The following is a 13004-nucleotide window of genomic DNA, read 5'->3' on the forward strand; positions in this document are numbered from 1 at the left end:
TTTTTTTGTTACTTATATCGTTTTAGTTAAGGGTTACGCTGGTTTTGTGCGATGCCCTATGCACTCAGCGTATGACCGCGTAACGATAAAAATGCAGGTACACTCATATTTTTAGGAAATAAATAACTAAGCATCTTCAAGTATAAGTAATTCTGATATTTCTACGTTTAATTCTTCGCAAACTTTCGCAATCATTTGTTTGTTATATTGCTTTGTATCATCGTTATACATTCTTCTCAATGTCTCAAATTGTAAACCGGTATCTTCAGCGAATTTCCGTATTGAAATCCCTCTGTCGTCCAGTAATTTCTTCAGATTAGACCTCACTAATTTCAAATAAACTCACCTCCTAATGTTAATTATAAATAATTTTCTTACTTTTGACTACAAAAGGTAGTTGACTAAAATATGTAGTCGGTAATATACTATGAATATCAAATGACTACTTTACGTGGTCAAGGAGGTTGTATATATGTTTGAACTAGTAAACGGCCCTTTATGTGCCGAGCGAGTATTCATTGTTTTTGATCTCGGTAAGGAAGACGGTTATGACGAAGCAGACGGTTTGAAAGTCGGTAACTATGCGATGTGGCAAACGTTAGGCGGTACCGTATTTCTTACGAAAATTGAATCCGAGCCAAGAGAAGGCGTAGTCATCGCAAAGTCATCCGGTATTATCATCGCTGAGGATTTCCGTAAAGAACTAACGAAAAAGAAAGCCGTAAACTTTGCGCGTAAGCTGCAGAATATCGATGGTTGGTCGCTATTAACAAACGTGATGTACGACCGAATTGATACGAAAATTAATTTTAATTTATTGGAGGCGAAGTAGATGAAAGGAATTACTGTTTTATACGACATGGTTACAGAGTTTGAGACTCACGCTGGATGGTTAGTTGATGAGAACCATGCAGTTTTCAAAGACGGAAAGTGGCTGTTAATGGTGAAAGTAGAGAAAACGGAATCGCCAACGGTCTTTAGACAAAACGGTGGTTCAATAAATTTAGGAACGTATGAAGGAAATGATCCGGTGCCAACAATCGTTAGTTTTATCGTAAAAATGCGTTCCCAAACGGCTTATGAATTCTTAACGAAGACAATTATCGAAGCTGATGAAGACTTAGACATGGAACTACTGTAATGGAACTTACTTCGGCACTAATATTCGTAACAAGTGTATTCCTGGTTGTGTCATTATTACTAACCTTTACATCGGTTAAGTAAACGGTAACCGGGGGCTTGAATTCGTACGCTCAAAACATCGGGCAAGGGCGTATGAGTTTGCGTCTGAAACAGCGCCATAACTCTCTTTGGAGGCTAACGGACGGCAATCCGTAAGGTTGTGAACGGAGTTTGGGATCGCGCTAGTCGTTTATCGTGGAGGGACGTCAGTGTAGGCGTTCTTTTTTTGTCGAAAAATATTTTTTGTATCAATTTACGTAGAAAGTGCGCTAAAAAGTGCGCTAAAACCCGTGCAGTCATCAGGTATTAGTTAGATGGGTACGCGAGTTTAAGTTCTCATGCGTCGATTTTAATACGCGCTGTTTTTAAAGTTTCACTCGGTATATGTATGGAAGAGTACTTTTATGGTGCGCGACTTTCAAATTTTCGAGATATAGAAAAGTATAAGGTATTTTCGTGGTCATTGAACTACGTTGATATAAAAACTAAAAGGAGAGTGTTCAGATGAATGAGTTAAAGCAGTACAAACAATTACCTAACGACAAGGAGATGTTATTAACCGGTCATAATTACGAAATGTACAATCTCGATCTTATGCGAAAAGTGTTTCCGCGAATAATTCGTGAATTTAACGAGAAACACGTAAGAAAACAAAGGCGTCCTCAGATCCGAGACATTGTAACGCTGTATTTTTATTTACTTTCGTATGTAGACGGTGTTCACACGAGAGCAGATGGTACGCAAAGTGAACGATTCGGTGCGAGTTTTCCTTCGCGTGACAAAATAGCAGGGGACCTGGGGATCGCTGAGAAACGGATTAAATCGTTGGTAGACATTTTGGAAACTAATGGACTGGTTCGGCAGAAAACGGTATGGAACGGTAAATGGTACTTTCCCTCTTTTTGTCCGCGTGTAAGTGAAGACGGTTATTTGGTAGATGAAGACGGTAGAAAGGTTACACCTAATTTAGCGATTTATTAACGAAACGGGCATTAGAGGTACATCTCGAAAAGGGCATTAGAGGAGTGTTTCCATTGTTACCTCTAAGGTATACCTAAACATACCAACGTAAATATACCAAGTTAAACATACCAACAAAAGATTACGCGCCCTTTTTTCAAAAGGACACGTTACGTATCTCTTATAAATACATTCACGCGTAAGAAAAGAATAAATAGAAGGATTATTCGAAGAAGAGATAACAAATAAGACTGGCTATCGTGCTAAGAATGGAGGACCGAGTGTCTTACAATGAACCAGGTTTAGGGGCTATCGAATTTGCAAAGCATTTTATTAAAAATATGAATAGGAATGATGCTTTAAAAGTAACTACGCAGCTTTTAAAAGGTGAACTTCATGATAATCAAGATAATCGAGTAAAAAGGTGCGATTATTGTGGATATTGGTGGAAAGATAATAGTTTAAGAAATACAAGGAAAACTTGTTCTGATGGATGTAAAACTAGTATTAAAACTTTACAAAAAAGAGAACAAAGGGCAAATGAATTTCTTCTGAATCCCGAGAAGAAGGAGAAGAAAGAGACACTTATGGATTACTACTTATGGTGGCTTGAACAACCTTTTTGGGTACAAGAATACGCAATGATTAAGGTTGGATGGAAGTTTGAAAGGCCTTCTGGAGTAAGTCTTATGAACTATATTGAGGCAAAAAATGAATTGTATGGAATTGGTAATCGAAAAACTTCTAAAAAAGTTGTTAACTATCACGGTAATTCAAAAGATGAATTTTAAATGGCGACAAAAAGGTATATATGAGAAGAAGCAAATAACGGTAGCTTTCCGTTTAAGACGGTCATCTTCATCTAACAGGCGTAATTCCGTTATAAGTATCTTTAAAAGGGCATTCCTTTGGCTTGGTGGCAGAGGATTATAAGACGTTTCAAATCGTTTCAGAACGGTTTGGGGCGTCTATTTTATTTATCTTAATGGTAATAGATTTTACCAGATTAAAGGAGGTGTTGTTGGTGGACATAACACCGGATGTCTTTCGGAAAATCCGCGAGGTTCATCGCTTACCACAAGCTTATTACGGTAAGTTGCTCGGAATTTCAGTTGCGCAGGTTAATCGGATTGAACGCGATAAACGGCGACTTACTGAGGCAATTAAACGTAGGTTAATAACCGAATTCATGTTAACTCCCGAAACATTAGCGGAGTTACTAGAAATTCACGAACGTTATAAAGTTAAAGAATAATCGGAGGAATAGGAAATGAATCAACGTAAGTTAGATTCGGTAAAATCGAAAGCGAAAAGACTGGCAAAAGCCGAATGTGCCAATTTCACTGGCAACGAAGGCTGTTACGTAACCTGCGGTAACCGATGTATCCTTTTTTACGAATCGGAAGGCATCGGTAATGTGTGCCCGTACTTTATTAAGGCGGTGTTACCAGGCGACCATAAACTCGAATCGGAGTACCGTGACCTTTTTAATATTCCGACCGAAAAGAAATCTACGGATCTTTGCGAAGAATGTAGCCGGCCAATCGAACGAACATCCAACCGTCAGAAATATTGCGGTGAATGTCGCGATGAGGTTCGTAAAACAAAAGAGAAAAAACGCCAACAAGAACGACGCTATGTAAACACGCATAAACGTACGCATTTAGGTTAATCAAAAGCCTATTGTACTGCGGGTTACAAGCGTTTCATTTATGCAAAAAGGGAAGGTGTAAGGTGTTTGTATTCAAACCCTTAAAACTGCACTTCTAAAAGCGTATGGAGGTGTTTCAAGTGCCTTGTAATTACAAGTTCTTAATGGAAGTTAAAGAAATGAGTATGATTTAAAAAGGAGAGTATTAAATGAAAAAGTCAGCAAAAGAATATCTAAATCTTGCGGTAGGAATTCGTAATGGATCTACTGCTTTTTTGCGTTCAGAACAAGTAGAAATGCGGAATATGGTTTCTGCGATTCGAGGAGATAAGCATTTAACACGTGACGGTAGAATCGCAAAAGAAAAAGAAATGAAGGGGAAAAAGGGTGCAGATTTTTTAGCGAAACTTTTAAATCGTAAGCAACAACACGATGCAAATTTAACGAAAGCGATAAAGGTCGCTGAGAAAACGCTAAAAGCGAAGGTTAAAAAGCCGGCTCAGGACGAAATTGACGAGTTCAACCGTAATTTCCGTAACGTAAAGATGGAGATTTTACTTTCAAACCGTCCGGACCAGGCGGAAAAGCGCTTAAAAGAGTTCATTTCGGAAAAAGTAACGGATTCTTATTACGCTGAGTTAGTTTCGCAGGACTTTACGGAAATCATCGGCTCTATCGTATCTGCAGCCGGACCACAAGCTCCGGTATTTAAAGCGCGATTATTCGATCAGTATCAGTCGTTACAGAACGATTTCGCTTCAGATGAAGTAAAAGAGGCGCGTGAGGTTAAAGAAATGGCTGAAGCGTATCTAAACGGTGGTATGTTCGGAGGATTTATCGCAGAACAGGCGGCTAACGATGCGTTCGGGAACGAAGTCGGGTTTTACCTTAACAAACCGGAAGAGTTTTTCGCTATTGAGAAGAACATCGAACATAAACCAGCTGATTTCGTAGATCCGGAACTTGCGGAAGAAGCACGATATCAAACTGCATACCAAAACATTAATCAAAATTGGGGGAACTAATCGATGAAAAAATTAAACGCATTCCAGGTAGCCATAAATGAGGTGGTTATGGAGTCTGTAAAACTAAACGATGAGTTAAAAAGTTTACAAGAGCAAAAGTTAGACCTGATTAATCAAATTAACGTAGAAATCAAAAACGAAGCGTTAGGTAATGCAAGCGATAATAGCGATTTGAAAGTAAGTGAGTTACGTAACAAGATCGGACCGATCGAGGATCGTATTTCAGAGCTAAATGTGAAACTGTACGCGTTAGAGCAGCATAAACCGGACCGTCTAGCTAAGTCCCGTGACGAAGCTCATAAAGAAACGGAGGAATTCGTTAGTAAACAAAGTTCACAACTGCAGCAGAAACTTGATGAAGTTAAGTCATTAAGAGGTTTGTATATCCAAAAGTTATTAGAAGCCGAGGAAATTAAGACGCAAACTAATAATGTTGTAGGTGAATTCAAAGGATTGTCTCGTAATCACGTTGATAGTTCAAAAGAAAACATGAACGGTTTGCGACTACCGGAAGTTGATGCAATGAAGGGTAATAGTCAAGGTAATCACGCACCGATCTTACCGATGGAAGACGAAATCAGAAGAGTGTTTTCCGAAAAGAAAGTGCCGTTTTGGTACGAAGAGTGGTTGTTAAGCGGTGAAATCGTTAATGAGAACGAAGTAAACGACCGTAAAAACAAACGTGAAAAGGCGGGTGCCGCAAATGGAAAATAACTCTTCATATGAATTAGGGTATGCCTTCGGAATTTTTACGAATCTTGTTGAAATCGCGGCGAACAATAAGCTAAAGGAACATATTCAAGAGATCGGTTTTGAGAAATATTTAGAGGAAACGATTTTAGTTATTCAGACTTTTGGTAAGTTTACGAATTACCTTGATCAGATACCCGAATTATTAACAGCAATACAAAACAACGAGGCGTCCCATTAGAGGGCGTCTTCTTTATTAGGGGAGTGAAAATGTGAGCACAATTGGGGAAATTAAGGCCCGCATGAGTATAGATACGCGTGAATGGTCAATAAAACAAGCGCAAATTAAGCGCGATATGGCCGGAATGTCGAGGGCAGCGGTAGACACAAAAAAATCTATGACCGGAATTCAAATCGGAGCTTTAGCGATGGGATCGGCGGTTGTTGCCGGTCTTGGAGCGTCCGTTGCCGTCGCAGCTAATTTCGAACAGTCTATGGCGAAAATCAAAGCCGTAACTAACGCCAGCGAAGAAGATTTTGCCTCATTGACAAAAACAGCGAAAGACCTCGGAGCTACTACGCAATTTAGCGCTTCAGAAGCAGCTGATGCGATGTACTTCTTAGGTACTGCTGGTTATGATACGAATCAAATTATCCAGACTATGCCTGCACTTTTAAATTTGGCAGCGGCGGCCCAGGTTGGTTTGGCCGAGGCAAGTGATATAACTACGAATATTATGTCCGGATTCGGTTTAGAGGCGTCTAAAGCTTCAGAGGTAGTCGATGTACTGGCGCAAGCTGCAAATGCTTCAAACGCAAGTATTCCAGAACTTGGCGAAGCAATGAAATACGTAGCACCGGTTTCGAAAGCGTTGGGAATCAGTCTAGAACAAACCGCGAGCGCCGCCGGAATCCTTCACAACAACGGAATTAAAGCCGGGCAAGCCGGTACCGTACTTCGAGCGGCGTTCTTATCGCTTGCAAATCCGACTGGTCAAACGGTAGATGCGATTAAAGCGTTAGGTATCGAGATTTCTACGGCTGACGGAAAAATGAAACCATTACCGGAACTAATCGGTCACATCGGATCCAAAATGGAAGGTATGACGGAAACACAAAAAGCTCAAACGGTAGCTCAACTCGTAGGTACCGAAGCGGCATCCGGCTTTTTAGCGTTACTCGATGCCGGGCAAGGAACGTTAACCGACTTTACGACTGAACTCGAGAACTCCGGCGGAGTAGCGGAAAAGGTCGCAAAAGTTCGGATGGATACCCTACTCGGTCAATTTAAGGAGCTGCAGTCCGCCGCCGAAAATCTTGGAATTTCTATCGGGAATGAGATGCTTCCAACCTTCCGCCAGCTAACCGAATTTGGGACGGATGTACTCGGCGTCCTAAACGAAATGGACCCGGCGCTACTTACGTCTGGACTTCGTGCAACAGGTGCAGCAGCCGGCGTTGCCTTACTCGCAACAACAGCAATTAAACTCGGTACTTCTTTACGTGCCTTATCGTTAGCACTCGGTCCGGCGGGATATATCATATTAGGATTATCGGCGCTCGCGGGTGTAGCAGTTGCGGCTTCAGACGCACACGAAAGACATACGAAAGTCTCACTCGATAACTATAACGCTATGAAACAGAATAATGACGCGTTGAATGAATCAATTACCACGTTTGAAACGCTATCGGCTAAAAACCGACTTTCTAGCGACGAGATGCAACGGTTTCTGGATATTACTACGCTACTTAACCAAACGGCTGCCCCTGCGGTTATTGCGCGTTTAAAAGACGAGCAAGCGAAACTGAGCGAGAAGTCCGGTTTGTCAGCGCAAGAAATGCAGAACCTCGTAAAAGCTAACGATGACCTGGTTAAAAAGGTGCCGGATTCAAACAAGGTATTAACCGATCAGGGTAACATACTACTAAAAAATGCGGATGCTGCTAAAAAGTTGTCTGACGAACAACTTAACGGAATGCGTAATGAACTTAACGATCAGAAAATTAAAGCTGAAGCGAAGTTAAACGATTTGATGAGTGATCGTGAAGCAGCACTAAACCGAATGAATAGAGCTATAGAAAGACAAAAGGAGTTAATAGAGACTCGTAAGACACAGGAAGTCTTCCTTGCAGAACAAGAAGCGATTTTAGCTGATATGAAAGCGAATAAGAACCTCTACGCTCAGAAGGAAATTGATCTTCAGCAAACCATTGTATTAAACGCACAGGATGACGTTCAGTTGGCAAAAGAAAGAATCGCTAAAGAACAAGGAAAAATCGAGAAACAGCGTGAAAGTTTGGCGGAATCTGATAAAGAAATACAAAAGTTAGATACGATTAACCAAAAGCTCGTTAACATCGAGTTACAACAAGTCGGTATTAATAACAAAAAAGGCAACGGTATTCGTTTAGTTGACAACGAAATCGCCAAGTTGATGGAACAAAAGCGTAAATTGGACGAATCGACTAGCGCAAAAGACAAGAATAACTCGGAGTACCGGGAAGCAATCGCGACAATCGACCGTGAAATCGGTAAATTAAACGCTGCAAAGGACGCTGTTAACCGTATTACTGGTGCTCAATCCGGTGTTAACTCGAGGGTAGCAGATGGAATCGCGCTTGCACAACGTTTAAATGACGTTCTTTCAAAGTCGATTAACAAAACGGTTAACATTACGGAAATCAAACGTCTAATTACGCAATCGGAACGGGCAGCTCGTAGTATCGGAGTGGACACTTCGAGGCACCAGGGCGGTACTTTTGAACGGCCGAAATTCCATACCGGTGGATCCCCGGCTTTATCGTTACCGCCGTCACATCACGAAATCGATGTACGGTTGCTACGTAACGAAATGGTGTTAACCGAAGCTCAACAGGCGTCATTGTTTCAGCAATTAAATACGCCAGCGGCAAGTATGTCCGACGGATTAACGGATGAGCGAGCTATTCACTTACTAGGTAATATCGAAAGTGTTCTACGTAGTATAAATCCGGATCTTACGATTGAGATGGATGGTTATATGGTCGGTAAAGCTACGTATAAACATATCGATCAGATGCTTGCGTTTGACGCCGAACGTGAAAATTTACGTAGGATAGGTAAAACGAGATTTTAAAATAAATGACGGTAAAACGAGGCTCGGGAAACCCGGGTCTTTTTAATTTGAGAAGGAGTGTTTATTAATGGGAAAATATAAAAATATCGGTATTCAATTTAACAGGAATTTCCGTAATGATTTAAACTCCAATTTTAATAATATCGATATTGATATTCAAGCACAGAAACAACGTGTAGATAATTTGATTATCGGTACACCACAACCGAGTGAGGTCGTCGATGCGCGTGGAGAGTTTACACTTTTATGCGATCGATTGAATGATGCTGATGCACAGCTGGCGGAGAATACGTACTTAATGAGTTCATTTCAGAAACAGACGCCTGAGGTAACGGATATACCAAGAATAAAAAGAGCTATCTCTAAATTACAAGATGCTGGCGGAGGCAAATTAAAGTTTGAAAAAGCTGAATATAATTTACCTGTTTTAAATGAAGTTGATACGATTCAGATTCCATCAAATGTGAGTATAGATTTTAACGGAGCAACTTTAAAAGTAGGTAAGGGGCAAAATGGAGGGACTTACTATTTTACTTTCTTAATTAATGACACTAAAAACGTATCATTTGAAAACGCTAACTTCATTTGGCAAGGAAGTTTCAACTCAACTACCGATTCTGTTACTCAGTATGGTGTAACTAGAACGCAATACTCATTTAATACCATTATTGCTTTAAATGGTAACTATGATAATGTTACGTTTAAAAATATTAGTTGTATCGGTGAAACAGATTCTAACACATATGATGCATTAATACGAAGTTTTTCAAGTAACGGTGGTAAATTAAAAATAGTTGATGTTGAAGCATCTCATTATAGCAACTTACTATCAGATGGAATTAGAAACGCGTATATTAACAACATCAGAGGCACAAAAAGACATAATCTATCTAACAACGTATATGGACCTTCACATCTTATTTATGCAGGTTTGCAGAATTCATATGTGAACAATATTAGAGAGTATGGAGATTTACTAGGAAACTCACTTGGGACTGGTGCTACTATTCAAGCAACAGGAATTAAAAACACGACAATAAGCAATATTCACACTACCATGGCGGAATCTGGAGCTGTAGTAGTCAAAGGTACTGCTATTGATAGCACTATTGAGAACATTTATTGTTCCCCAAAATCAATGACTAGCTACAAAAATAATGCTTCATTATTTTTAGTAGGTGTAAATACAAATTTACAAGCATCTATTAAGAATCTAACATTTAAAAACATAACTTGTGATATTGTAGATTACAATATCACAGGCGTGTGGACAGGTGGCACTGATAGTACTTGGGATAATATAGTTGTTTTAAGTAGTGAATCGTCTATACAAACAAACCCTATGTTAGCTGTAGTAACAACAAACACTTCTAAAATTACTGCTAAGATTATCAATAAGTCTACAAACGAAGCTTTGGCACATTTTATTTCTGGTTCCAACGGAAATGAAATCAGCATTGAGACACAAGGGAAGTTTAAAAAGAATATAACTTACTATAATGCGGCGGGTGTAGCGCAATGGGGATATAGTAAAGGAAATGTTCTCACTGAAAAAGCATTAACGGGGAATGTAGTAGGATATAACTGGCGTGATTATCACGAAAGAGATAGCAATAAATATATTTCAAAAAGCTTCAACGACAAAAGTAAGAGTATGAAATTTAGTAACATCTTAGAAACGACAGGCGCAACAGTGAGCGTTACAGTTCCATTAGATTTCCCAAATTATCAAGTATCTGCATACGCATCTAGTGTAGTTATTTACGAATTTGAGGTTCTTGGATACGGAAGTAATTCAAACCACATTGCATACAAGAAATATTCAGCAATGCTATCGGATGGGAGTAGTTATGCAAGTATTTCTACAATAAATCAAATTACATCCATTACACACGGAGATCCTTTAGCGTTATCTTATACAATTGATACAACAAATGAAACGATTACATTTACTTGTACCAGAGCTGGCGCAACATATATCAAAGGAATAGATGTTGTTGTTAGAACTGTAATGAGTGTTTAGTACATGAGCATTTGGATCAAAATACGCAACAAAACGGACTCGGCTTCGGTCGGGTCTTTTTTATTTAAGCGAAATGGAAGAAGGACGAAGCTATTTCTTATAGGATACATCTGAATTGTAAAACTTTGGTTATGAAGATATACTTACGCTTGTATAGATATTGATTGATGGGTGGGGAATTCTATGGATAGGAATAAAAATTATAGCAGGCAGCTGAAAGTCCAAAAATTTGTATACTTATTTGAAATAATCTCAATTGTTATAATCACGCTAACCATCTATTCTTACTTGGAAAAAGGATCATTATTTCATTGGGTGAAAGAAATTACAAAATTTGAATTCTTAGATAAAGTTACAATTATCTTTGCGCTACATCAATTATTATTATTTTCGTTTAATCGTTTAAAATTATCCGCTAGGGATGACGCTTTACTAATGGTAAAATCACTTGCCCTAAGCTCATTGAATAAGGTCAAACATAATATAGATTTAGAACAAATCATTCAAAAATGTAATCAACTACTTTCGACAGAAGATGGGACTTTAATGTTTAATGAAAATGATGTAATTATGATAAATCATCTTAAAGGACTTACAGAGAAGCTTATGTCTAAAGAAATAAAACAGGATCGTTATGAATACTTAGTTGAAAGTTTAATAATAGATGTTGATCATTACGTACAAACAAATAATCTTGCATGGACAAATTCATTCTTACTGAATTTGTTTAAATAAAAACGAGACGCGATGAGCGTCTCTATTTCTTATTATTTAAATAATACTTTTCCTCTTTTACGTTCATTCCCTTTATCTAACAAGTTCATAACTGGACTGGCGGTATTATGTCGATCATGAACGTCCATATTCGTATATTTAACGTAACGCTGAGTCATTGACATATCAGAGTGACCTAAAATCCGCATTAGAGAGAACGTATCTCCCCCGCTTTTAAGGTATTTAACCGCGAAATAATGACGGAAAGTATGCGGTGAAACACGAGCGTTTAAAACAACTGCTTTTTTACCGTAATTTTTAAGCATCTTCGAAAAAGTATCCGCCATATAACGTTCTCCAAATTGCGTAAGCCATACGTATTCTTCTTCGTCATCAAGCGTCATATACTCAAGCAGATTTCTAAGTTCTTTCGTACACTTATCCGAGATAGGTATTACTCGCATTGAGTATGTTTTTGTATTTTCAGCTCGTACAACTATCTGTTGAATCTTGAAATCAATGTCCTTAACTTTAAGTGAGGTTAGCTCACGGATTCTAAGACCTGTATCCATTAGCACTAGCATCATTACATAGTCTCTATTACCCGTGTAGGTTCTACGGTTTGGTACATCAAGTAATTTCAATACGTCTTCGTCCGTAAATACTTCGAAAGTATCTCTCGGTTCAGTTTGATATCTTACGGTTTCAAAAGGAGAAGCAGTAATAATTCGTTCTTGAACCAAGAAATTGAAAAGGACTTTTAAGTTACGTACGATGTTGTTTACGGCCCGCGACGACAACCCTTTCTCACCGGTAGGACTCGTAGGGTGATTATCCCATCGATGTTTCTCGAAAGAAATATACTCAATGTATTCCTTCGCTATGTTTCCGTCTACATAATCGTATTCTTTATCCGTGAGCCATCTGCTAAACGCCTGATAAGTTTGTTGATACGTGTTAATCGTTCGATCGCTACGTTTCTGTAAACGTTTTGCTGCCACAAACAACGTTACACACTCGTCAAAGTTAAGCGTTAGTTTATCGCTTGCTTTCCTCTTCATAAACCCGTACTTTTGCATAATTTTGCACGTCTCCTTTTACGATGAATTTTTCGTAAAGGTTCGGACAAATACCGGTAAAGTTTATCGGAACGAGATAGATACGACTAGCTTAACGCCAAGTTTGGCGCAAGTTTAGCGGCTTACATACCGTTCTCGAATTCTGAGTTCATCGCGATGGTCGCAGATAAGCTTCGAATCGAACATAAAGTCATGGCATAATTACAATACTTACCTACAAAAAATAACCATCTCTCTTAACTGAGATGGTTATTTTTTTCTGTATTTTAACTGGACTTTATTTCTTTTGCGATCTCTGTAAAAAATGAATCCGCCTACAAAAGCTAAGCCTGCTAAGAAACTTAACAATCCTGCGATGAACTGTAACCATAAGTATGGAAACGGAAACTGTAAAACTCCGAATAACGTGTCTCTCATCCATTTAATGCCCATCACGGCCATGATTCCAGGGATTAATACGATTACTAATGCTGCATATCTGCTCATGAAGAATTCCACTCCTCTACTCGTCTTATTGTACATAAAGTTAAAATTATTGTCGATGCAAATTAAGTTTGCAAACCC

15 protein-coding genes are annotated in these 13004 nt (G+C 38.9%); 12 read left to right on the forward strand and 3 right to left on the reverse strand.

Annotation, left to right across the window (positions count from 1 at the left end):
- Positions 1-126: 126 nt before the first annotated feature.
- Complete coding sequence (locus ACOZ9X_RS05695) at positions 127-327, reverse strand: helix-turn-helix domain-containing protein (RefSeq protein WP_423418228.1); 201 nt, start codon at positions 325-327, stop codon at positions 127-129.
- Between the two features lie 145 nt (positions 328-472).
- Here ACOZ9X_RS05695 and ACOZ9X_RS05700 point away from each other — a divergent pair, with 145 nt between their 5' ends.
- The 12 genes from ACOZ9X_RS05700 to ACOZ9X_RS05755 all read left to right on the forward strand — a co-directional run bounded on the left by ACOZ9X_RS05700 (position 473) and on the right by ACOZ9X_RS05755 (position 11382).
- Positions 473-832 (forward strand): hypothetical protein, encoded by a 360-nt coding sequence (locus tag ACOZ9X_RS05700; protein WP_423417338.1) that lies wholly within the window; start codon positions 473-475, stop codon positions 830-832.
- Positions 833-1141 carry a hypothetical protein gene (locus ACOZ9X_RS05705; RefSeq protein WP_423417339.1) on the forward strand — a complete coding sequence of 103 codons (309 nt, stop codon included), beginning with the start codon at positions 833-835 and terminating at the stop codon, positions 1139-1141.
- A 545-nt stretch (positions 1142-1686) separates the two neighbouring features.
- The gene (locus ACOZ9X_RS05710) at positions 1687-2163 is read left to right on the forward strand and encodes a hypothetical protein (RefSeq protein ID WP_423417340.1); all 477 of its coding nucleotides are present in this window, start codon (positions 1687-1689) and stop codon (positions 2161-2163) included.
- Between the two features lie 260 nt (positions 2164-2423).
- A complete protein-coding gene (locus ACOZ9X_RS05715) occupies positions 2424-2933 on the forward strand; it encodes a hypothetical protein (protein ID WP_423417341.1) in 510 nt (169 codons plus the stop codon).
- A 233-nt stretch (positions 2934-3166) separates the two neighbouring features.
- Entirely contained in the window at positions 3167-3397 is a 231-nt protein-coding gene (locus ACOZ9X_RS05720) for a helix-turn-helix domain-containing protein (protein ID WP_423417342.1), read from the forward strand.
- A gap of 15 nt (positions 3398-3412) precedes the next feature.
- The gene (locus ACOZ9X_RS05725) at positions 3413-3814 is read left to right on the forward strand and encodes a hypothetical protein (RefSeq protein WP_423417343.1); all 402 of its coding nucleotides are present in this window, start codon (positions 3413-3415) and stop codon (positions 3812-3814) included.
- Between the two features lie 188 nt (positions 3815-4002).
- A complete protein-coding gene (locus ACOZ9X_RS05730; protein WP_423417344.1) occupies positions 4003-4818 on the forward strand; it encodes a hypothetical protein in 816 nt (271 codons plus the stop codon).
- A 3-nt stretch (positions 4819-4821) separates the two neighbouring features.
- Positions 4822-5532, forward strand: coding sequence for a hypothetical protein (locus tag ACOZ9X_RS05735; RefSeq protein WP_423417345.1), 711 nt, complete (start codon positions 4822-4824; stop codon positions 5530-5532).
- A complete protein-coding gene (locus tag ACOZ9X_RS05740) occupies positions 5522-5749 on the forward strand; it encodes a hypothetical protein (RefSeq protein ID WP_423417346.1) in 228 nt (75 codons plus the stop codon). The genes ACOZ9X_RS05735 and ACOZ9X_RS05740 overlap by 11 nt, the downstream gene beginning before the upstream one ends.
- Positions 5750-5906: 157 nt before the next feature.
- Positions 5907-8624, forward strand: a complete 2718-nt coding sequence (locus ACOZ9X_RS05745; RefSeq protein ID WP_423417347.1) for a phage tail tape measure protein — start codon at positions 5907-5909, stop codon at positions 8622-8624.
- Between the two features lie 67 nt (positions 8625-8691).
- Entirely contained in the window at positions 8692-10647 is a 1956-nt protein-coding gene (locus ACOZ9X_RS05750) for a hypothetical protein (protein ID WP_423417348.1), read from the forward strand.
- Positions 10648-10830: 183 nt separating this feature from the next.
- Positions 10831-11382 carry a hypothetical protein gene (locus ACOZ9X_RS05755; protein WP_423417349.1) on the forward strand — a complete coding sequence of 184 codons (552 nt, stop codon included), beginning with the start codon at positions 10831-10833 and terminating at the stop codon, positions 11380-11382.
- A 32-nt stretch (positions 11383-11414) separates the two neighbouring features.
- On the opposite strand, the gene ACOZ9X_RS05760 is transcribed toward ACOZ9X_RS05755, so the two are convergent.
- Positions 11415-12440 carry a tyrosine-type recombinase/integrase gene (locus tag ACOZ9X_RS05760; RefSeq protein WP_423417350.1) on the reverse strand — a complete coding sequence of 342 codons (1026 nt, stop codon included), beginning with the start codon at positions 12438-12440 and terminating at the stop codon, positions 11415-11417.
- A gap of 249 nt (positions 12441-12689) precedes the next feature.
- Positions 12690-12926, reverse strand: a complete 237-nt coding sequence (locus tag ACOZ9X_RS05765) for a DUF2627 domain-containing protein (protein ID WP_137788941.1) — start codon at positions 12924-12926, stop codon at positions 12690-12692.
- Positions 12927-13004: the final 78 nt, after the last annotated feature.

This window comes from Fictibacillus nanhaiensis, assembly GCF_049537595.1.
Taxonomy (GTDB): Bacteria; Bacillota; Bacilli; order Bacillales; family Fictibacillaceae; genus Fictibacillus; species Fictibacillus nanhaiensis_F.